We start from the raw sequence: 19,947 nt of genomic DNA on the forward strand, positions 1-19,947 counted from the left end.
AGCGCGAGGACGGAGCCTCGCCCCGACCCTAGGCTCGATCACATCGAGAGAGCGACAGCTCTTCCGTGGCACCGGCCGGCGCCTGTCCGATTCCCCGAGAACGAAGAGGCGTTGTGTCCCCTTTCGGATTGACCGGATCGAACAGTTCCCCGGGCAGGCAGTCCCGGACGCGCCGCGCCGCCGCCGGAGTCCTGGCCGCCTCGGCCGTCGTCGTCACGCTGAGCGTGCCGACCGCGGCGGCCAGGAGCACGGAGGCCCCCTCCACCGCCGGGCCCGCCTACGTGGCGCTCGGCGACTCCTACGCCTCCGGGGCCGGACTGGCCGGCGTGAAGGACGCGGAGTGCGACCGTACGACCGGGAGCTACCCCGGTCTCATCTCCAAGTTCGCCTCGCTGGTGGGCCTGAACCACAGCTTCGACGACGTCACCTGCAGCGGCGCCACCACGAACAACTACTGGAATCCGCAAGGCAGTAAGGCGCCCCAGGCCGACGCGCTCACTCACCGCACGAGACTTGTCACCCTGACCCTGGGCGGCAACGACGTCGGCTTCAGCAGCGTGCTCGCCACCTGCGCCCGCGTCGCCGCGACGGACCGCGAGGGCACCCCCTGCAAGCAGTACTTCACGGCGGACGGCAAGGACGTACTGGCCGAGCGCGTCGCCACCATGGAGGGGCGCGTCCACGACGTGCTGGCCGACATCAAGCGCCGCAGTCCGCACGCCAAGGTGATCGTCGTCGGGTACCCCGCGCTCTTCCCCGACAATGGCGTGGGCTGTGCCGAAGTCCCCTTCGCCAAGGGCGACTTCGCCTATCTGCGGGACACCACGAAGCAGGCCGACGCGGCGCTGCGACGCCAGGCGACGGCCGACGGGGTCAACGCGTCCTACGCGGACACCTACACGCCGACGGTGGGTCACGACATGTGCCGGCCGCGTGAGGAACGATGGGTCGAGTCGCTCACCCCCGCCGCCGACACCGCGGCCGCACACCCCAACGCGTCCGGTCAGTTCGCCACGGCCCTTGCCACGCTGCGGCAGATCTACAAGCCGTAACAGCGCCTCTGGGCCTACATCTTGGCAGGCCCCGGATATCTGCGTGTCCGCCGGAAGACCGATGACGCTCCTTCCGTCCCGCCTGCAAGGTGGCGACCATGGGAGAATCCAGAGAACTGACGAGTCGTCATAGAAGTTCTCTGGCACGTCGGTTGGCGGCTGTCGCGGCCATCCTGTGTCTCACCTCGGCCACTGTCGCCCTGCTGCCCGCGTCCTCGTCCGCCGTGACGGGGCAGGGTGGCCGGACGGTGGCCGAGGGCGGTCGCGCGGCCCGGATCAGCCGGACCGAGTACGGCGTCCCGCACATCCCGGCTCAGGACGTCGACGGGCTCGGATACGGATACGGGTACGCGCTCGCGCAGGACAATGGGTGCGAACTCGCCGACCACGTGGTGACGTTGAGAGGTGAGCGGTCCCGGTTCTTCGGGTCCGACGGCGAGCCCGGCGAGGGGCGAGGTGGGAGGCTCCAACCTCGCGAGCGACACCTACTACGCCGGGCAGCTGCACGCGGGCACCGTCCGCCAACCGCTCTCCCGAGACGGGCCGTGACGACATCGTCGGCATGTGCCGCGCCCACCCGAGCCTGACGGCCATGAACGGCGCCGAGGTCGCGCCCGACACCTGGCGCCGCGTCTCCTACGACCCCGCCCAACCCCTCACCACACCAAGGGGATTCAACGGCGAGGACCCGCGCGTCCAACGCGCCCTGGCCGACGCCGTCCAGGACTTCGCCGCCCGTGACCTCCCGGTCGACGTCGCGCTCGGCGCCGTACAGAAGTGGGACGGCATCCCGCTGCCCGGCTGCGACGCGAGCTGTTTCGACGTCGTGGAGGCGAGCCCCGACCCGGGCACCGGCACCCCGATCGCCGGCGCCTTCGGCAGCGGCTTCCTGACGACCGTCGAACTGACCCGGAACGGGCCGCGCGCCCACACCCTGCTTGCCTACGGCCAGTCCGCGAACCCGGCCTCGCCCCATTTCTCGGACCAGACCCGCCTCCTCTCGCGCAAGCAGTGGGTCTTGGAACGGTTCACGCAGGCGGAGATCTCCGGTGACCCCGGTCCGCAGGTGACGACTCTGCGCAGGTGACACGGGCCGGCGCAGCGCGGGCCGGCCGTAACCGGGCGGCCTCGGTGCGCGGTTGACTGGTCTATACCCTTGACTGGTACATACCAATACGGTTCAGTGAGGGGCACCATCCCCCACCACGGCCGCCCCCCACGCCGTGACCGGTCCAACCGGCCCGTGCGCACAAAGGCTCCGCTTCGCCCTGCCCTTGGCGGGGCACGGCCGTGCTCCACAGAGGAGTTGAACCCTGTGTCGAGACGCCGCATCGCCGCAGTACTGACCGCACTCGTTCTCGGTAGCCTGACGCCCGTGGTCCTCCCCGCCGGCGGCGCGTCCGCCGCCTCCTGTTCCAGCTATCCGAACTGGGTGGCCGGCCAGTCGTACGTCACCGGCCAGATCGTCCGCTACACCGACGGCAAGGCGTACATCGCCGAGCACGACAACCCGGGCTACGACCCGGTCATCAGCACGTGGTTCTGGGAGCCGTACGCCTGCGACGGCTCCGGCACGCCCGTCGGCAACTTCGTCGTCAGCGAGGCCCAGTTCAACCAGATGTTCCCGAGCCGGAACTCCTTCTACACGTACAGCGGTCTCACCGCCGCCCTCAGCGCCTACCCGGGTTTCGCGAACACCGGCAGCGACACCACGAAGAAGCAGGAGGCCGCCGCCTTCCTCGCCAACGTCAGCCATGAGACAGGGGGGTTGGTGTACATCGTCGAGCAGAACACCGCCAACTACCCCACGTACTGCGACTGGAGCCAGTCGTACGGCTGCCCGGCCGGCCAGGCCGCCTACTACGGGCGCGGTCCGCTGCAGATCAGCTGGAACTTCAACTACAAGGCGGCCGGGGACGCGTTGGGCATCGACCTGCTGGGCAACCCCTGGCTGGTGCAGAACGACTCGGCCGTGGCCTGGAAGACCGCGCTCTGGTACTGGAACACCCAGAGCGGTCCCGGCTCCATGACCCCGCACAACGCGATGGTCAACGGCGCCGGCTTCGGCCAGACCATCCGCAGCATCAACGGCTCCATCGAGTGCGACGGCAAGAGCCCCGCCCAGGTGCAGAGCCGCGTGGACGCCTACACGCGGTTCACCTCGATCCTCGGGACCAGCACCGGGGCCAACCTCTACTGCTGATCGCGCGGTACGGGCACCGGCCGTTGGAGCGGTCCAACGGCCGGTGCCCGTCCCACTCACGCGTTCCAGGGACGGTACGTTCTCGCAGGTCAGAACCTGTCTGAGCGTTCCAGCTTCCCGTTTCCCCCGACTGTTCTGGCGGCTGGGACGGATCGCCGCGCAAGCTGCGGTTGTTCGCAGCGAGACCCACCGCGAAACCCGGTGGCTCGCCTTCCAGCACCGCACTCAGGGGGAACCTGATCATGTCCAGCACCGTCTTCCGCAGCCGTACGGCACTCCTCACCGCCGGCCTCGCCGCGGCCGCCTCGCTCGCACTGACCGCCTGTGGAACGAGCCAGGACACGGGGGCCAAGAGCACCCCGACCGTCGTCGCCGGCAACGGCGTCTCCTCGACCGCGACGCCCAAGGCGGCCGCCGAGGACATCAAGGCCGCGGCCTCCGGTACGGACTCGCCCGCGACCGTCTCGAAGCCGGGCAGCGGCAGCACCACCACCAAGGGGTCCACCGGGTCCAAGGGGTCGACCTCGACCATCGTCACCTGCACCGGCGCCAACACCAAGGTCACCGCGCAGACCGTGTCCCGTCCGCTGAACCACCTGCTGCTGACGGTCAAGAACACCGGCTCCAAGACCTGCTACCTGTACGGCTATCCGGCCCTGCGGTTCACGAACGCGCAGTCCGTCCCCCCGGTCGACGAGGACACCCAGCCGCAGGCGGTCACCACGCTGCGCCCCGGACAGTCGGGCTACGCGGGCGTTCTCCTCTCCGCCGCCGACGGCAGCGGCACCAACGGCTACACCGCGAAGACGCTCTCGGTGATCTTCCAGAACCGCGCGCTCGAATTCGTGGGCTCGGGCGTCAAGGTCGCTCTGCCCAGCAAGGGCGTGTACATCGACAGCTCGCTGCGCACCACCTACTGGCTGACGAACCCCGCGGACGCCCTCAACTAGGCAGTCCGTGGCGCGAGTTCCCTGCCGGACAGAAAGGACGTAGGTGTGCTCAGTACATCGAACGACGTGGACCGGCGGCCCGATCCCGGGGCGCCCGCGCACGAGCACTTCGAGGTGGTGTGGCACACCTCGTCCGACGGCGCGTTCAAGAGAGCGGGCGTGCTGGTCCGGGAGATCATCGGCATCGCGGTCGGCCTGCGGTCCGCCGACGAGGTGCAGCCGAGCGCCATCGAGATCCGCGCGTGCGAAGGCCCGCTCGTCGTCAGGTTCGCCTACGGCGACGACCGCGAACTCGCCCGCAGACACAGCGCGTTGGTGGAACGCCGACTCTGGAGCTGCACGGTGGGGGAGTTCCTCGCCTTCCTCCGCGAGACGGCCGCGCCCCCGGCGACGCGACCCGGATCACCGGATCCACCTCTCTTGGACTGCGCGTAGCCGGACCCATGTGACCCACCTGAACGAGTCGAGGAGACATCCCCCCCATGTTCGACAGCTCCCCTCCGGCGGACCGGCGCCTGAGCCGCCGCCGTGTCACGGCGCTCGCCGTGGCCGGTACGGCGCTCTCGCTCGCCGTCCCCGTCTCGGCCACGGCGGTCTCCGGCGCGACCCGCGCCGCCGCCGCTGCCCCCGACCCGGTGTCCTCCTTCGCGTTCACCGCCCAGGAACGCAAGGACGCCCTCGCCTACTGGAGCCCGGCGCGGATCAAGGCCGTGGGAAAGTCGGTTGACCTGGGCCCGACCGGACCGAAGACCAAGACATGGACCGGTCCACAGCTGAAGACCGTGGGGCGGATGTTCATGGTCAACGCCGCAGGGGCCGACACCTGGTGCACGGCCACCGCCGTGACGAGCGCCAACCGTTCCGTGGTGATGACCGCGGGACACTGCGTCCGCCGCTCCGCCTCACCCGACAACACCAACATCTCGATGGTCTTCGTCCCGGCCTACAGCAAGGGCAAGCAGCCGTACGGCGCCTTCGCGGTCCGTACCGTCCTGACCCCGCGGACCTTCGCCGAGGAGGGCACGAACGACGTGGCCGCGCTCGTCGTCGACGCCGACAACAGCGGCCGTAGGCTCACCGATGTCGTGGGCGGGACCCCGGTCGCGTTCAACCGGGCGGTCGGCGGCACGATCTCGTCCTTCGGTTACCCCGCCACCCACCCGCAACTCGGCGAGGAGGTCCTGCGCTGTGTGGGCACGGCGAAGAAGGAGAACGGCCAGCAGGTCATCCCCTGCGACATGACCGGCGGTTCCAGCGGCGGCCCGTGGCTGGCCGATTTCAAGGAGGCCACCGGGCAGGGCACCCTCGTCTCGGTCAACAGCGGGCTGGACGGCTTCACGCCGACCAAGATGTACGGCGAGATCCTCGGCGCCACGGCCAGGACGATGTACGGGCGGGCCGAACGCGGCTGATCCCAGGGCCCTTGGAGGAGGGCTGCCCCCGCCGACAGGGGCAGCCCTACGCGAATACCGCCAGGGGAGGCGCGGTGCCGGATGCCTTGCCATGACAGCCGTGGGGTTGACCAACACTGCCGGCCCCGACACTTCCCGTTCCCCTGGCGGTAGGACCAGCTTGGGGTGCCGGGCGGGGACGGGGGGCGTGAACTCCCGTAATTCGGTGGGGATATCGGTGCACGTAGTCGTCGGCGGGGGCCTCGGAGGAGGTACGTACGTACCGGGTACCTACGCCGACTTCGTGCCCTCGGGCTGTGCCGCGGCCAGGATCTCGGTACGGGAGGCGATGCCCAACTTGGCGAGGATGTGCTCGACATGGGCGTCCACGGTGCGTTTGGAGATGACGAGCCGTTCGGCGATCTCCCGGTTGGACAGGCCCTGGGTGACGAGCGCGGCGACCTCGCGTTCGCGGCGGGTGAGTGGATCGGCGGGGCGGGTGTCCGTGGTGGCGGGGCGGGCCGCGGGGATGCCGGGCGGTTCGTCCGCGTCCGCCCGTACGGCGTCCAGGAGTTCGCGGCCCGACATCCGGGCCCCGGCCTCCCGCCACCGCTCGTACTGTTCGGCGCCCAACGCCGTTCGTACCGCGCGCTGTTGGGACTCCTGTTCCTCCAGCAGCCGGGGCAGCATGCCGACCGGGTCGCCGCCCAGCCGTCGCGCGTGCTCCGCGTACCCCATCAGCCAGCACGCCCTGACGTACCGCTTCTGCCCGGCCGCGTGCCAGGCGAGGCCCAGCGACGCGAGCGCGGCGACCAGCACCTCGCCGATCTCGCTCGCCGCCTCAAGGCCCCGGCGCAACGCCGTCGCGCTCTCCTCCGGCCGGCCGACGAGCCAGAGGATGACGCCCTGGACGGAGAGTGTGGAACCGTACAACTGCCGTTCGCCGCGGCCCTCCAGGTACGCGAGGCCCGTCTCGCACCACTCCAGCGCGCGGTCCGTGAAGCCCAACGCGGCATACAGCAGGGCGCCTTCGTAGTGGACGACGCCGATGCCCAGCGCGTCGTCCGCCGCGATCATCCGCCGGCGGACCGCTTCGAGCGTGGCCGCCCCCTCCTCGACGGCCCCGCCGAGCAGCGTCAGGGCACCCAAGTAGCCCTCGCTGAACAGCTCCACGCGGCTCTCGCCGACGCGGCGTGCCACGTCGAGTGCCTGCGGGAACCGGTCCAACGCCGTCTCCAGATCGGCCGTCCAGACCCCGAACACCCCGGTCATGAACAGCCCCCAGGCCCGCGTCGCGGAGTCCCGCGGGACGAGGCCGAGCCCCTTGTCGATCCAGTATCGGCCCTCCGACAGGGTCCCGGCCGCCCGCCAGTACGCGCCGAGCCGCGTCGCCAGCCACAGCGCGTCGCTCGCCCGTCCCTCGGTGGCGCAGCCGTACTCGAGGGCGGCCCGCACGTCGGCGATCTCCGCGCGTACGGCGTGGTGCAGCTGGACGTGGCCCCGGCCCATCAGACCGTTCCAGAAGCGGTCGACGAGTTCGTCGTAGTGGGCGAAGTGCCGTTGCCGTACGGCAGCTGTGTCGTCGGTGGCGGCCAGGCGCGCGGTGCCGTACTCGCGGATGGTGTCCAGGAGCCGGTAGCGGCCGCCGTCCTCGCCGATGCGCTGGACGACCGACTTGTCGACGAGCCCGATCAGGGCCTCGACGACCTGCTCGCCGTCGAGTTGGACCGGTCCACCAGGGTCGCCGCCCGCACACACCTGCTCGGCGGCGGCGAGTTCGAAGGATCCGGCGAACACCGACAGCCGGGCCCACAGGAGTTGTTCCTGGGGTGTGCACAGGTCGTAGGACCAGTCGATGGCCGCGCGCAGGGTCTGGTGGCGGGTGAGTGCCGTGCGGCGGCCGCCGGTGAGGACCTCGCAGTGGCGGTCCAGGCGGGTGACGAGTTCCGCGAGGGGGACGGCCCGCAGGCGTACGGCGGCGAGTTCGAGGGCGAGGGGGATGCCGTCGAGGCGGTCGACCAGGGCGAGGGTGTGCTCCCGGTCGGCGCCTTCGAGGGCCGGGCCGCCGGTGACCGCCGCGGCGCGCTGCACGAACAGGTCGACGGCGTCGGCGCGGGCCAGCGGGGCGATCGGCAGACAGCGCTCACCGGGCACGTCCAGCGGCTGCCTGCTGGTGGCGAGGACGCTCAGTCCCGGAGCCTCGCGCAGCAGGATGTCGCAGAGCATCGCGCACGCGTCGACCAGGTGCTCGCAGGTGTCGAGGACGATCAACATCCGCCGCCCGCGCAGGTGTTCCACGATGGCGTCCAACGGCGTCATGCCGGACTGCTCGGGCAGTTCGAGGACGCCCGCGAGCGTCGGCGGCACCAACTCCGGGTCGTGCAGGGCCGACAGCTCCACCAGCCGCACCCCGTCGGCGAACCGGTCCGCGACCGCGCGGGCCGCCCGCAGTGCCGTACGGCTCTTGCCGACCCCGCCCGGACCGACCAGCGTGACCAGCCGCGACCGCGCCAACTCGGCGTGCAGCACCGCGAGTTCCTCGGTGCGTCCGACGAAGCTGGTCAACTCCACCGGGAGTTGACCGCCCCGCCGCTGTCCGAAGCCGTATCCCATGCCGCCCCCATACCCGTCCGCCAACCGGTCACCACAGCGTAGGCGAGTGACTCCCGAGAGTGAACGGTAGTCGAGTCCGGCGGGTGGGCGCGAGATCGCGCGGGCGCCCGGCGGCGTGCCGATCAGGCGACGCGCGCGCCGTTCACGCCGGGCTCGCCCAGGTGCCGGTCTCGACGGAACGCACCATGGCGTCCAGGACCGCCGCGCTGTGTACGGCATCCGGGAGCGTCGCGCCGTACGGCACGCCCTCGGCGACGGAGCGCAGGAAGCGGTACGCCTCGATCACCTTGAGGTCGTCGTAGCCCATCGCGTTCGCCGCGCCGGGTTGGAACGCTCCAAACTCGCCGTCGCCCGGGCCGACGTACACCGTGGTGACGGGCTGGTCCTGGTAGGTCGTGCCGCGGCTGACGGCCAGCTCGTTCATCCGGCGGAAGTCCCAGAACACCGCGCCCTTGGTGCCGTGCACCTCGAAGCCGTAGTTGTTCTGCTCGCCGACCGAGACCCGGCAGGCCTCCAGGACACCCCGGGCGCCGGAGGCGAACCGCAGCAGGCAGTTGACGTAGTCCTCGTTCTCCACCGGGCCCAACTCGCCCCCGGTGGCCAGGGCGTGGCCCGCGGTCGCGCCGGTGGGGCGGGCCCGCTGCGGCAGGAAGATCGCGGTGTCGGCGGCGAGGGAGGTGATGTCGCCGAGGAGGAAGCGGGCCAGGTCCGCGCCGTGCGAGGCCAGGTCGCCCAGGACGCCGTGGCCGCCGCGCTCCAGCTCGTAGCGCCAGGTCAGAGCGCCGTCCGGGTGCGCCGCGTAGTCGCTGAAGAGACGGACGCGGATGTGGGTGACCGTGCCGAGTTCGCCGGAGGCGATCAGGTCGCGGGCGGCCTCGACGGCGGGCGCGTTGCGGTAGTTGAAGCCGACCGCGCTCTGGACGCCGGACTTCGTGACCGCGTCGGCCACGGCGGACGCGTCCGCCGTCGAGAGGCCCACCGGCTTCTCGATCCAGATGTGCTTGCCGGCCTCGGCCATCGCGACGCCGATCTCGCGGTGCAGGAAGTTCGGCGCGGTGATGCTCACCGCCTGCACGCGCGGGTCGTCGACCACCTCGCGCCAGTCGCGGGTCGTGGACGCGAGGCCGAACTGCTCGGCGGCCTGCTCGGCCCGCCCGGGCACCTCCTCGGCGACCGTCACGAGCTGCGGACGCAGGCTCAGCTGCGGAAAGTGGTGCGGAACACGGGCGTACGCCTGCGTGTGCACCCGCCCCATCCATCCGAAGCCCACGACGGCAACACCGAGCGAGGTCACCATGACTGCCCTTCTTTGGACCGGTCCAAAAACTGTCCCGGCCACACTCGAACCCATTCGTCCTAATGTCAATACCTGGACGTCCGTACCGGGCGTCAACACCAGGTGACCACAGCTTTGACAGGGTGCGCGACCGCATGGAACGGTCCAGCCATGAGCGCTCCGACCATCCGTGATGTCGCCGAGCAGGCCGGTGTGTCGAAATCCCTGGTCTCCCTGGTGCTGCGCGGTTCCGAGCAGGTCCGACCGGAGAAACGGCAGGCTGTGCTGGCCGCCGTGGAGGAACTCGGCTACCGCCCGAACGCCGCCGCCCGCAGCCTCAGCGAACGCCGCACCCGCTCGGTCGGCGTGCTGCTGAACGACCTGCGCAACCCCTGGTTCGTGGAACTCCTCGACGGCCTGGGCTCCCGCCTGCACGAGAACGGCCTGCACATGATGCTGGCCGACGGCCGCCTCAACCGTCACCTCGGCGAGGACCTCACCCGCATCTTCACGGAACTCCGCGTCGACGGCCTGGTCGCGGTGGGCACGCTCCCCGGCTCCGACGAACTCCTCGGCGCCGCGACCCACATCCCCACGGTGGTCGCGGGCGCCGTCGAGCCGGTCCTGCCCTACGTCGACGTCGTGGCCGGCGACGACGCGTACGGCGCCGCCCTGGCCACCGAACACCTCATCGACCTGGGCCATCGTCGTATCGCCCACATCGCCGGCCAGGGCATCGCCGGCGAACTCCGCCGCACCTCTTTCGAAGGGGTCATGCACGCCCACGGCCTGACCGACCTCGCGACGGTCGAAGAGGGCGACCACACGGAGGAGGGCGGCTATCGCGCGATGGACCGCCTGCTCACCGCCCCGCAACGCCCCACGGCCGTCTTCGCCTTCAACGACATCGCATGCGTCGGCGCGCTCTCGGCGGCCGAGGAACTGGGCCTGCAGGTGCCTCGGGACCTGTCCCTCGTCGGCTACGACAACACGTACCTCGCGCGCCTACGACACCTCTGGCTCACCACCGTCGACAACGGCAGCCACGACATCGGGCGCCGTGCCGCACAGCTTCTGGTCGACCGGATGAGGGATCCGCGGCGGGTGGCGCAGACGGTGTTGTCGGAACCGAGGCTCGAGGTGCGGGGGAGTACGGGACCGCCCTCGACGGAGTGACTCCGGCGCGGGCATGATCCGTACGGTGTCGAACGAATCCGTACAAGCGCCCCGCCCGCCTCTCCTGTGGGAACAACACTGCTGCCTGGCGCTGGAGAAGAACGCCGACGTCGGTGAACTCGCCCGCTACCGCAGGCCGGGCGGCAGTTTCGTCTCGGTGAACGTGGGCTACGCGCCCCACGGCACCGACGAGGTCACCGGTCTCATCGCGAGTTGGCGGCAGCGGATCGCCGGCGACGACCGGCTGCAACTCGCCGCGAGCGTCGACGACATCGACGCCGCCGGGCGTGCGGGGAAGGTGGCGGTCGCCTTCGATCTGGAGGATTCCGGGCCGCTGGAAGGGGAGTTGGACCGGGTCCGCCACTTCTACGACCTCGGTGTCCGCACGATGCTGCCGAGCTACAACACCCGCAACGCGGCCGGCGGCGGTTGCCTCGACGAGGTCGACGAGGGACTCACCGCCTACGGCCGGGCGCTGGTACGGGAGTTGAACGCCGTCGGCATGGTCGCGGACGGCTCGCACTGCGGTGCCCGTACCGGCCTCGACCTGTGCGAGGTGTCCCAACTGCCCGTCGTCTACAGCCACTCCTGCATGCGCGCGGTGTGGGACCACCCCCGCAACATCACCGACGAGCAGGCCAAGGAGTGCGCGGCCACGGGCGGGGTGGTCGGCATCACCGGAGTCGGCATCTTCCTCGGCCCCAACGACGCCTCCGTCGACGCCCTCGTACGCCACATCGACCACGCCGTCGACCTCGTCGGCCCGGAACACGTCGGGGTGTCCACCGACTACCCGTTCGACGAAGGGGACTTCAACGCGATGCTCGAACAGAGCCCGGAGCTCTTCCCCGACTGCTACACCCGCTGGGGCCCGATCGACTTCATGCCCCCGGAGGGCCTGTTGACCGTCGAGGGCGCGCTGAGTGCCCGCGGCTATCCCGCCGACGCCGTCGCGGCGATCCTGGGCGGCAACTTCCGCAGGGTCGCCGAGGCGGTGTGGAGGTAGCGGGTAACTCGTATGCGGCGCAGGGCAGTTGACTGGCAGGATGGGCGAGCGTGAGCGAACGCACCGCCTTCATGACCATCGCCAGGGCCGCCGCGCCGCTGTACGTGAGCACCCTCGCGGCGTCGGCCGGGTCGCTCGTCGACACCGCGTTGCTGGGGCGGCATGCCACGGTCTCGCTGGCTGCTTTCGCCGTGACGGTCGCCGTGTTCAGTCCGGCCACCGCCACCGTGGTGGGGGCGTTGCGCGGGGTGATGCCGTTCGTCGCGCCCCATCGCGAGGACCCCGACGGGCTGTTGCCGTTGGTGCGGAGCGGGATGTGGCTCGCGTTCGCCGTGGGCGGGGTGTGTGCGGCGGCGGTGGCCGCTGTGCCGCTGCTCGGTGGGGCGTTCGGGGTGCCGGGGGCTGTCATCGATCAACTGGGGCTGTTTCCCTGGATGTTGGCGGTGAGTGTGCTGCTGATCGCCGTCAACTCGTCAGCCACGTCCGTACTGGTCGCGCTCGGGCGGTCTCCGCAGGTGATGCGGTCCGGGCTGGTGGGGACCGGGGTGTCCGTGGCGTTGTCGGTGGTGTTGGTCGGGGGACCGGGGGCGCTGCCCAGCTTCGGGTTGGCGGGGGCCGGGGTTGCCATGCTCGGCTCCTGCGCGGTCGGCGCCGGGCTCAATCAGTACGCGCTGCGTCGTCGGACCGTGCTCGCCGGGCGGCCGATCCGGCCCGGCAGGCCCGATCCGCGCGAGGTGCTGCGGCTGGCCCGGGTCGGGGTGCCGCTCGGCGCGACCGTGCTGGTGAAGTTCTCCGTGCTGGGCGTGCTGACCTTCGCCGCCGCCCGGATCGGCACCGACAGCGCCGCCGTGCACAGCGTCTCCGAGTCCCTGGTGAACGTCGTCTTCACCGCCGCCGTGGCGGTCGGCCAGGCCACGGTGCCGCTGATCGCCGGGTACGCCGAGGAACGCGATCTCGCGCGCATCCGGCGCAGTGTGGACGCCGGGATCGGGGTCGCCCTGTGCGCGGTCGTCGTACTTGGAACGGTCCTGGTCGTGCTGCGGGACCCGTTGATCAGCCTGTTCACCAGGGATCCAGGGCTCGCGGATCAAGTCGTACGGCTGCTGCCGCTGGTCCTCGCGGTGGTCGTCACCGATGCCCTGCAGGCCGTGGCGGGCTTCGGACTCGTCGGGCTCAAGCGCACCGTGCCGAGCCTGGTGTCCACGGCGGTGTGGTTCGGCGTGCTCGCGGCCCTTGCCGTGCCGGTCGCGGACGCGGCGGGGCTGTCCGGCCTGTGGACCGTGCTGGCCTGCGCGAACCTCCTCCAGGCCGTCACCAAGTTCGTGTCCTTCCGGCGGCACAGTGGGCGGATCGTCGGGGCGACCCCGACGGCGGACGTGCGGGACGGCAGTACCGGCGCGGTACGAGAGGCCGGGCGGGAGCGCTGAGCAGATGCCGAACCCCCTCCGGTTGTCGACAGGGCGTGCCCGCAACCGTCGTAGGGACCGGTCCAAGTCGTTGAACAGGCGCTGAACATCCCTGGTCCGGGGCGTATCGGCGGTGTGCGGGACCCGGGGGCCCGCGCCGGGCACCTGGTGCGATGCCGGCCCCGGTGCGCGTCCGTGCGATGTGACGTCACGGCACGCGCCCATTACGGTCGTACGGACGACGGTGGCGCCGGAAGAGGGGCAGCATGAGCAGCCGGAACCTGGGTGAGATCACGCGCATCGAGGACGCGGCGCTCACCCTGGCCGCGCAGGCCGGGGACGTCGCCTCCCTGGGGCTGCTGCTGGAACGGCACCGGGCCGGGATGCGGGCCGTCGCGGTGAGTGTGCTGGGGCCGGGGCCCGACGTCGACGACGTGGTGCAGGACGCGGCGCTGACCGCGCTCCGGCGCGTGGGGGATGTGCGGGACCCGGAGGCCGTGGGGGCCTGGTTGCGGATGATCGTGCGGAACGCCGCCCGGTCGTTGCTGCGGGGAGTCGTCGACGTTCGGCCGCTCGATGATCTGCGTGTGCCCGTCACGGAGTCCGGTCCTGAGCGGTGGCTGGAGCAGCACGCCATGCGGGACTGGATCTGGGAGGCCATCGAGGAGCTGACTCCCGCGCTGCGGTTGCCGCTCGTGCTGCGGCACTTCAGCGTCGGGGTCACGTCGTACGAGCAGATCGCCGCGGCCTGCGGGGTGCCCGTTGGAACGGTCCGGAGCCGGCTCAGTCAGGGGCGGGCCAAGCTCGCGCTGGCTCTCGCCGCGACGGCCGACGCCCCGCACGGTGACGCTGGGCGGCGCACCCGGGCCAGCCGGATCGAGGCGCGCGAGACGCTGCACGCGGCCGAGAGCGGGCACTTCGGGAAGCTGCTGACCGAGCGCTGGTCGCCCGAGGCCGCGCTGGTGCGGGGGAACCAACCGGTGGGCGGCAGAAGCCTGTTGGTGCGCGGGATGGAGTGCGATCTGGAGGCCGGCGTACGGCAGCATCTCGCGCACGCCGTGGCCGGGCGGTCGCTCGTCGTCTGGGAGATGGACATCAGCAATCCCGAGGACGACCCCGACCACTGCCCGCCCGCCGTGGCCTGGCTGATGAGTCTGGACGGTGCCGGGCGCGTGCACCGGCTGCGGCTCGTGCATCCCCGGCCGGTGCCCATCCCGCAGCTCCTCACCATGTGACCGGCGTCACGTCATTCATTTCGAACTTCGCCCTTTCCCCCGCGTCCTGTCCGTGTCATCGCCGTATGCCGAACAGGGAGATCCCATGAGCACCACCCCCTCGACCGACCCGCTCGCCACCGGGACCCACACCCTCGAGATCGACGGGGTCACGCAGAGCTACCACGTCCACGGCGTTGGACCGGTCCTCATCGCGCACTCCGGCGGGCCGGGCATCTTCTGGGACTACCTGCGGATGCCCGCGCTGGAGGAGCACCTCACCGTCGTCTACCCGGAGCCCATCGGCACCGGCGCCTCCGGCCGCCTGCCCGCCCACCCGCACGGCTACACCCGGGCCCGCTACAGCCGCTTCCTCGCGGCGCTGATCGAGCACCTCGGCGTCCCCGAGGTCCACCTCCTCGGGCACTCGCACGGCGGCTTCGTCGCCCAGTACCACGCCCTGCACCACCCCGACCGCGTCGCCGGCGTGATCCTCTACGACAGCGCCCCGGTGACCGGTCCCGAGCACGGCGCCGAGGCCATGCGCAAGGTGCAGGAGTTCGCCGCCCGGCACGCCGACAACCCGGGGCTCCCGGAGGTCGTTGGAGCGTTCCAAAGCATCCCCACCATCTCCGACGACACCCAGATGACCGCCGTGGCGCGGGGGATCTTCCCCGCGTACTTCGCCGACTTCTGGGGCCGGGAGGACGAGTTCGGCCCCGCGCGCGCCGCGGTGACGGCCACCTACATCTCCGGGCTGGACGACGACCTCACCCCGGACGTCATCGACGACCGCGCCGACCTCGGCTCGCTCACCGTGCCGGCCCTCGTCCTCGTCGGCCGCCACGACGTCATCTGCGGGGTGCGCTGGGCGGAGGAGCTGCACGAGCTCATCCCGGGTTCGGAGCTGGTGATCCTGGAGAACAGCGGGCACTTCGGGCACCTGGAGGAGCCCGAGGCCTTCGCGAAGGCGGTGACGGCCTTCGTCGAGGCCGGCGGTGGCGATGTCGGGACCCCTGTCGGCAACTAGGCCATGCGCAACTAGGTCATTTGGTCGAAGCCCCGGCGGGCGGTCCGGCCTAGTTTGGACTTGCCCGCAGGGTTTCCGACAAACAAGGAGCATCGGCATGAGTGCCGTGAAGAACATCGTTCTCGTGCATGGCGGATTCGTCGACGGTTCCGGCTGGCAGTCGGTGCACCGCCTGCTCACCCAGGACGGCTACAACGTCAGCGTCGTGCAGAACCCGACCGTGTCCCTCGCCGACGACGTCGCGGTCACCCAGCGGGCCCTCGACGCCCTCGACGGCCCGGCCGTCCTCGTCGGCCACTCCTACGGCGGCGCCGTGATCACCGAGGCCGGCCGCCACGACGGTGTCGCCGCGCTCGTCTACATCGCGGCCTTCGCGCCGGACAAGGGCGAGTCGGTCGGTTCGCTGGTCGCCGACCCGGCACCCGGCGCACCTGTGCCGCCGATCCTGCCGCCGGTCGACGGCTTCCTCTTCCTGGACCGTGCCAAGTTCGCCGCGTCCTTCGCGGGCGACCTGCCGGCCGAGGACGCGGCGTTCCTGGCCGACGCGCAGGTTCCGTGGGGCCTGGACGCGGTCGGCGGAGCGATCACCGAGCCGGCCTGGCGGACCAAGCCGAGCTGGTACCTCGTCACGACCGAGGACCGCATGATCCCGCCGCCGGTCCAGCACCAGATGGCCGAGCGCGCCGGTGCCACCGTGGCCCAGGCCGCGGGCAGCCACGCCATCTATGTCTCCCAGCCCGCGGCGGTGGCCGACCTGATCAAGCAGGCGGCGGCCCACCAGGCCTGACCGCCCCTGGCCCCATGCCAACTCCCCGCTTCAGCCCGCCTGTTCACAGGCGGGCTGTCCGCGTAGCTTCCCGAGGGAAGCCGGGACAACCCGAGAGGGAAACAGATCCATGACGACCGTCGTCCAGCCGTCCGTCGCCGAGCAGTCCGAGGCGGAGGCCCTCTACCGATTCCAGACGGAGACCCCCGAGCCCGTCCGCACCGCGCTGGGCATGACCGCCACCAGGATCGGCGGCGGTGTCGTGCTGTCGATGCGCAATGACAGCACCCGCTTCTGGAGCAAGGCCCTCGGCTTCGGTGTCACCGCGCCCGTCACCGCCCAACTCGTCGAGGAGGTCTGCGACTTCTACCGCGCGGCGGGCACCCCGCAGGCCGCCTTCCAGATAGCGCCCGCCTTCCTCCCCGAGGACTGGCCGGAGATCTGCGCCCGGGAGGGCATCGTCCAGTCCTCGTCCTGGGCGAAGCTCGTCGGCACGACCGAGGAAGCCGTAGCGCGCGCCGACGCCCTGGACGTACCGCCCGACGGCATCAGCGTCACCCCGCTGGAGGCCCAACACGCCCTGGAATGGGGCACGGTGATGATGAAGGCCTTCGGAACACCGGTCGAGCACTACGCCGAGATGGGCGCCGCGACCGTGTCCCGGCCGGGCTGGCATCCCTACGGCGCTTGGCTGGAGGGCGAGTTGGTCGGCACCGGCACCATGCTCGTCCGCGGTGACACGGCGCAGATGTTCGCCGGCGCCGTACTGCCCCACGCGCGGGGACGGGGCGGGCAGACCGCCCTGCTCGCCGCCCGGGCGCGCACGGCACGGGAGTCGGGGTGCCGTGTCCTCGTCGCCGAGACGGGCGCCGAACAGCCCGGCACCCACAACAGCTCCCTGCACAACATGCTCCGCCTCGGATTCCAGGTGGCCTACGAACGCCCCAACTGGACCTGGCAGTTGGAAACCGAGGCGGCCTGAGCCTAAGACGTCACGGCATGGGGCCGGTCAGCGCGTCGCGCAGGCCGCCCCGTGAGGTGACGTTCAACTTCCGGAAGACACTGCGGAGATGGGCCGCCACCGTGCGCGGCGACAGGAAGAGCCGCGCGGCGATCTGCTTGTTCGTCAGCCCGGTGGCGGCCAGTTGGGCCGCCACCCGCTCCTGCGGGGTCAGCAGCGCGTGCCGGTCCCGGTCGTCGGACTCGACGGGTTTGAGCGGCCTGACGGGAATCCCGCTCGCCCGCAGCTCGTTGGCCGCCCGCGCACTCCACGGGACGGCGCCGAGCCGCTCGAACGTGCCGAGCGCGGCGTCCAGGTGGACCCGGGCCGCGCCGCCCGCCTTGGCGCGGCGCAGCCGCTCGCCGTAGGCGAGGCAGATCCGCGCCCAGTCGAACGGCCAGCGTTCCGCGCCGGGCGTGGCGATGGCCGCCTCGAACAGGTCGTGGTCGATGACGTCCGGGTCCGCCATCGCCTCGGCGGCGTCCGTCAGCATGGCCAACCGGGGTGAGATCAAAGGGATGTCGGTCCTGCGGACCGCCGCGATGTGCGCGGCCGCCTCCTCGTGATGGTCGGTGTGCACGGCGGCCTCGGCGAAGTCCAGCAGGAGCCACAGCGCGTGCGGCATGAACCGCGGCACCTCGCCGGGGGTGACCAGGGCCCGCAGCAGGCGATGGGCGGTGTCGAAGTCCGCGCCGCCGAGCGCCGACAGGGCCCGGATGTGCGAGGCGTAGATCCGCAGTGCGCCCAGTCCGCGCGGGTTGCCCCAGGAGACGAGCCGGTCCGCGATCTCGCGGGCGGTGCCGCCGTCGCCGCGCGCGGCGGCCACAAGTCCCCGCTGGAAGTGGCCTGTTGAGGCCGTGAGCCGGTAGTCGTACGTCGCGCACCAGGCGAGTCCTTCTTCGGTGATCTCCAGCAGGTCGTCCCACTGGCCGCCCGCGTAGGCGTCGTTGCCCAGCAGGAACTGCGCCTGGATCGCCAGCGCCACGGCCCCGCCGTCGCGGCCGTCGTCGATGATCCGGCGCAGCGCGCCCCGGCAGCCCGGGAGGCGGTCGATGTAGGAGGAGGAGAGCGCGATGCCGAAGACCCGTACGGGATCGGGCTGTTGGTGCAGTCCGGAGACGAGGTGGTCGAGCCGGTCGAGGAAAGGCAGCGCGCCGTACGCCGGATCGCCGAAGGTGCCCAGGATCAGCGGCAGCAGACGGCCCGATGTGGGCGGGCGCCGGCGCTTCACGACGTCCTCGAAGGAGTGCCACAGTTCCGGCCGGCCGCCGTAGAAGCACACCATGAGAAGGGTGTTGAGGGCCTCGCGGAAGATGTCCTCGACCATTTCCGTGTCGTCGGGCCACGTATGGGCCTCGATGGCGCCGATGAGCAGCCGGTGGGCGGTGTCCACGTCGCCCTCGCCGTTGAGGAGGTGACTGGCGGCCGCGGTGGCGGCCGCGAGGGAGTCGACGCCGGACGGGTCGGCGTGGTCGGCGTTGGCCAGCAGCGCGCGGACGTTGCGCAGATCGCCGGTGATGTTGGCGCCGAGGCAGGCCGCCTCCGCCAGCCGGCGGGCCTTGTCGGTGCCGGTGGCGCTCAACTCCGAGGCGCGCAGCAGGGTGGTGATGGCGCCGACCGCGTCACCGCGCCGCAGGGTGCCGTACGCCACCTCGTGCAGCAGGGCGGCGACCCGGTCGTCGGGGCCCACGGCCGCGTCGGCGAGGTGCCGGGCCCGGTGCTCGGAACCCTCGGGAAGCTCGGCGGCCAGGGCCAGTTGGGCCGACCGGCGCTCCTCGCTGGTCGACAGGTCCAGCACCGCGGAACGCGTCAGCGGATGCCGGAACTCCAGCCTGCCGGTGACACCGTCGACCTGGACGAGCCCGGCACGCTCGGCCGGGGACAGCCCGGCGAGACCGTCCGGTCCGCCCGACGCCCGCTGGAGGATGCGCAGTTCACCCGAACCGTCCAGCACGGCGAGCAGCAGCAGCTTCCGCGTCGCGGCCGGGAGCGCGGCGACCCGGGTGGAGAAGATGCCCTTGAGGCGCTCGGTCAACGGCAGTACGGCGGGCAGGGTTCCGCGCTCCCGCTGCTGCAAGTCGTTGAGAGGGACGGGCAGTTCGAGCAGGGCGAGGGGGTTGCCCCGGGCCTCCGCGACCAGCCGCCGTCTGACTCTGGGCGTCATCGCGGGGAACCGCTCGGCCACCAGCGCGTTCGCCGAGACGTCGTCCAGCGGCCGGACCTCGTACTCGGGTATCCCGATGTTGCCGAGGAAGGACTCGTCGCCGGTCCGGGAGGCGCCGAGCAGGGCCATCGGTCCGGTGTGCGGGGCGCGGGCGAGGGTGCCCAGAACCGTGGCGCTGGGCCGGTCCACCCACGCCACGTCGTCGACGATCAGGGCGAGCGGACCGGTCTCGGCGGTGGACCGTTCCAGCAGGGCCTGTACGGCGTTCGCGATGGCGAGCAGCTCGGTCGGCGGCTCGTCGGAGAGCCCGCGGACCGCCTGGAGGGTCTCCGCCTGCCGGGCGGGCAGCGCGGGAATCCCCTCGGCCAGCGGTTGCAGCAGCTGGTTCAACGCCGAGAAACCGACGCCTCGTTGGAACGGGCAGCCGGAGATCCGCAGCACCCGGAAGCCCGCCCCGGACGCGCGCGGTGCCGCGGCCTCCAGCAGGGCGGTCTTGCCCACCCCGGGCTCCCCGGTCAGCATCAGCGCGGCTCCCCGCGCACGGGAGGCGTCGAAGTGCCCGTCGAGGACGGCCAGTTCGGCGGATCGTCCGACGAGGGCCGGCGGGGTGAGGGCTGCCGATGCCATGACGCCTCCCGTAGAGGTCGAGCGGTCGAGCGGGAACAGGAACGGTCCAAACGGCGCCTGAGGTCGGTGTCTC

Annotated in this window: 17 protein-coding genes; 14 read left to right on the plus strand and 3 right to left on the minus strand. The window is 71.5% G+C overall.

The features are described from left to right. Nucleotides 1-128: 128 nt before the first annotated feature. The 7 genes from R2B38_RS35485 to R2B38_RS35510 all read left to right on the plus strand — a co-directional run bounded on the left by R2B38_RS35485 (nucleotide 129) and on the right by R2B38_RS35510 (nucleotide 5,617). Nucleotides 129-1,052, plus strand: coding sequence for an SGNH/GDSL hydrolase family protein (locus R2B38_RS35485; protein ID WP_318019897.1), 924 nt, complete (start codon nucleotides 129-131; stop codon nucleotides 1,050-1,052). Nucleotides 1,053-1,150: 98 nt separating this feature from the next. Further along, on the plus strand, nucleotides 1,151-1,639 hold the full coding sequence (locus R2B38_RS51385; RefSeq protein WP_411978520.1) for a penicillin acylase family protein: 489 nt from the start codon (nucleotides 1,151-1,153) through the stop codon (nucleotides 1,637-1,639). Nucleotides 1,640-1,644: 5 nt separating this feature from the next. Further along, nucleotides 1,645-2,139, plus strand: a complete 495-nt coding sequence (locus R2B38_RS35490) for a penicillin acylase family protein (RefSeq protein WP_318019898.1) — start codon at nucleotides 1,645-1,647, stop codon at nucleotides 2,137-2,139. A gap of 228 nt (nucleotides 2,140-2,367) precedes the next feature. Next, entirely contained in the window at nucleotides 2,368-3,255 is an 888-nt protein-coding gene (locus R2B38_RS35495) for a glycoside hydrolase family 19 protein (RefSeq protein ID WP_318019899.1), read from the plus strand. Nucleotides 3,256-3,497: 242 nt separating this feature from the next. Then, on the plus strand, nucleotides 3,498-4,205 hold the full coding sequence (locus R2B38_RS35500) for a DUF4232 domain-containing protein (RefSeq protein ID WP_318019900.1): 708 nt from the start codon (nucleotides 3,498-3,500) through the stop codon (nucleotides 4,203-4,205). Between the two features lie 45 nt (nucleotides 4,206-4,250). After that, entirely contained in the window at nucleotides 4,251-4,640 is a 390-nt protein-coding gene (locus R2B38_RS35505) for a hypothetical protein (protein ID WP_318019901.1), read from the plus strand. Nucleotides 4,641-4,687: 47 nt separating this feature from the next. After that, nucleotides 4,688-5,617: a trypsin-like serine peptidase gene (locus R2B38_RS35510; protein WP_318019902.1), complete on the plus strand. Its 930-nt coding sequence runs from the start codon at nucleotides 4,688-4,690 to the stop codon at nucleotides 5,615-5,617. 270 nt (nucleotides 5,618-5,887) lie between these two features. Here the strand turns inward: R2B38_RS35510 and R2B38_RS35515 are convergent, their stop codons facing one another. Together R2B38_RS35515 and R2B38_RS35520 are read right to left on the minus strand one after the other, a co-directional pair. Continuing rightward, entirely contained in the window at nucleotides 5,888-8,209 is a 2,322-nt protein-coding gene (locus R2B38_RS35515; protein ID WP_318019903.1) for a LuxR C-terminal-related transcriptional regulator, read from the minus strand. A gap of 142 nt (nucleotides 8,210-8,351) precedes the next feature. Continuing rightward, a complete protein-coding gene (locus R2B38_RS35520; protein ID WP_318019904.1) occupies nucleotides 8,352-9,506 on the minus strand; it encodes a Gfo/Idh/MocA family oxidoreductase in 1,155 nt (384 codons plus the stop codon). Nucleotides 9,507-9,656: 150 nt separating this feature from the next. Between R2B38_RS35520 and R2B38_RS35525 the strand changes: the two genes are divergently transcribed. From R2B38_RS35525 to R2B38_RS35555, 7 genes are all read left to right on the plus strand, one after another. Continuing rightward, nucleotides 9,657-10,661 (plus strand): LacI family DNA-binding transcriptional regulator, encoded by a 1,005-nt coding sequence (locus R2B38_RS35525; RefSeq protein WP_318019905.1) that lies wholly within the window; start codon nucleotides 9,657-9,659, stop codon nucleotides 10,659-10,661. A 25-nt stretch (nucleotides 10,662-10,686) separates the two neighbouring features. Then, nucleotides 10,687-11,667 (plus strand): dipeptidase, encoded by a 981-nt coding sequence (locus R2B38_RS35530; protein ID WP_318019906.1) that lies wholly within the window; start codon nucleotides 10,687-10,689, stop codon nucleotides 11,665-11,667. 50 nt (nucleotides 11,668-11,717) lie between these two features. Further along, nucleotides 11,718-13,094, plus strand: a complete 1,377-nt coding sequence (locus tag R2B38_RS35535) for an MATE family efflux transporter (protein WP_318019907.1) — start codon at nucleotides 11,718-11,720, stop codon at nucleotides 13,092-13,094. Nucleotides 13,095-13,339: 245 nt separating this feature from the next. Beyond that, nucleotides 13,340-14,308: a sigma-70 family RNA polymerase sigma factor gene (locus R2B38_RS35540; RefSeq protein WP_318019908.1), complete on the plus strand. Its 969-nt coding sequence runs from the start codon at nucleotides 13,340-13,342 to the stop codon at nucleotides 14,306-14,308. Between the two features lie 85 nt (nucleotides 14,309-14,393). Then, entirely contained in the window at nucleotides 14,394-15,317 is a 924-nt protein-coding gene (locus R2B38_RS35545; RefSeq protein ID WP_318019909.1) for an alpha/beta hydrolase, read from the plus strand. 97 nt (nucleotides 15,318-15,414) lie between these two features. After that, nucleotides 15,415-16,104, plus strand: coding sequence for an alpha/beta hydrolase (locus R2B38_RS35550; RefSeq protein ID WP_318019910.1), 690 nt, complete (start codon nucleotides 15,415-15,417; stop codon nucleotides 16,102-16,104). A gap of 109 nt (nucleotides 16,105-16,213) precedes the next feature. Continuing rightward, nucleotides 16,214-17,065: a GNAT family N-acetyltransferase gene (locus tag R2B38_RS35555; RefSeq protein ID WP_318019911.1), complete on the plus strand. Its 852-nt coding sequence runs from the start codon at nucleotides 16,214-16,216 to the stop codon at nucleotides 17,063-17,065. Between the two features lie 10 nt (nucleotides 17,066-17,075). On the opposite strand, the gene R2B38_RS35560 is transcribed toward R2B38_RS35555, so the two are convergent. Next, a complete protein-coding gene (locus tag R2B38_RS35560; RefSeq protein ID WP_318019912.1) occupies nucleotides 17,076-19,874 on the minus strand; it encodes an ATP-binding protein in 2,799 nt (932 codons plus the stop codon). Nucleotides 19,875-19,947 lie beyond the last annotated feature (73 nt).

Origin of the sequence: Streptomyces sp. N50, from assembly GCF_033335955.1 — a bacterium.
GTDB lineage: Bacteria > Actinomycetota > Actinomycetes > Streptomycetales > Streptomycetaceae > Streptomyces.

Coding starts and splice junctions, on each gene's coding strand:
- R2B38_RS51385 (WP_411978520.1), top strand. CDS start 1,151: ATGGGAGAATCCAGAGAACTGACGAGTCGTCATAGAAGTTCTCTGGCA.
- R2B38_RS35490 (WP_318019898.1), top strand. CDS start 1,645: ATGAACGGCGCCGAGGTCGCGCCCGACACCTGGCGCCGCGTCTCCTAC.
- R2B38_RS35500 (WP_318019900.1), top strand. CDS start 3,498: ATGTCCAGCACCGTCTTCCGCAGCCGTACGGCACTCCTCACCGCCGGC.
- R2B38_RS35510 (WP_318019902.1), top strand. CDS start 4,688: ATGTTCGACAGCTCCCCTCCGGCGGACCGGCGCCTGAGCCGCCGCCGT.
- R2B38_RS35515 (WP_318019903.1), bottom strand. CDS start 8,209: ATGGGATACGGCTTCGGACAGCGGCGGGGCGGTCAACTCCCGGTGGAG.
- R2B38_RS35520 (WP_318019904.1), bottom strand. CDS start 9,506: ATGGTGACCTCGCTCGGTGTTGCCGTCGTGGGCTTCGGATGGATGGGG.
- R2B38_RS35525 (WP_318019905.1), top strand. CDS start 9,657: ATGAGCGCTCCGACCATCCGTGATGTCGCCGAGCAGGCCGGTGTGTCG.
- R2B38_RS35540 (WP_318019908.1), top strand. CDS start 13,340: ATGAGCAGCCGGAACCTGGGTGAGATCACGCGCATCGAGGACGCGGCG.
- R2B38_RS35545 (WP_318019909.1), top strand. CDS start 14,394: ATGAGCACCACCCCCTCGACCGACCCGCTCGCCACCGGGACCCACACC.
- R2B38_RS35550 (WP_318019910.1), top strand. CDS start 15,415: ATGAGTGCCGTGAAGAACATCGTTCTCGTGCATGGCGGATTCGTCGAC.
- R2B38_RS35555 (WP_318019911.1), top strand. CDS start 16,214: ATGACGACCGTCGTCCAGCCGTCCGTCGCCGAGCAGTCCGAGGCGGAG.
- R2B38_RS35560 (WP_318019912.1), bottom strand. CDS start 19,874: ATGGCATCGGCAGCCCTCACCCCGCCGGCCCTCGTCGGACGATCCGCC.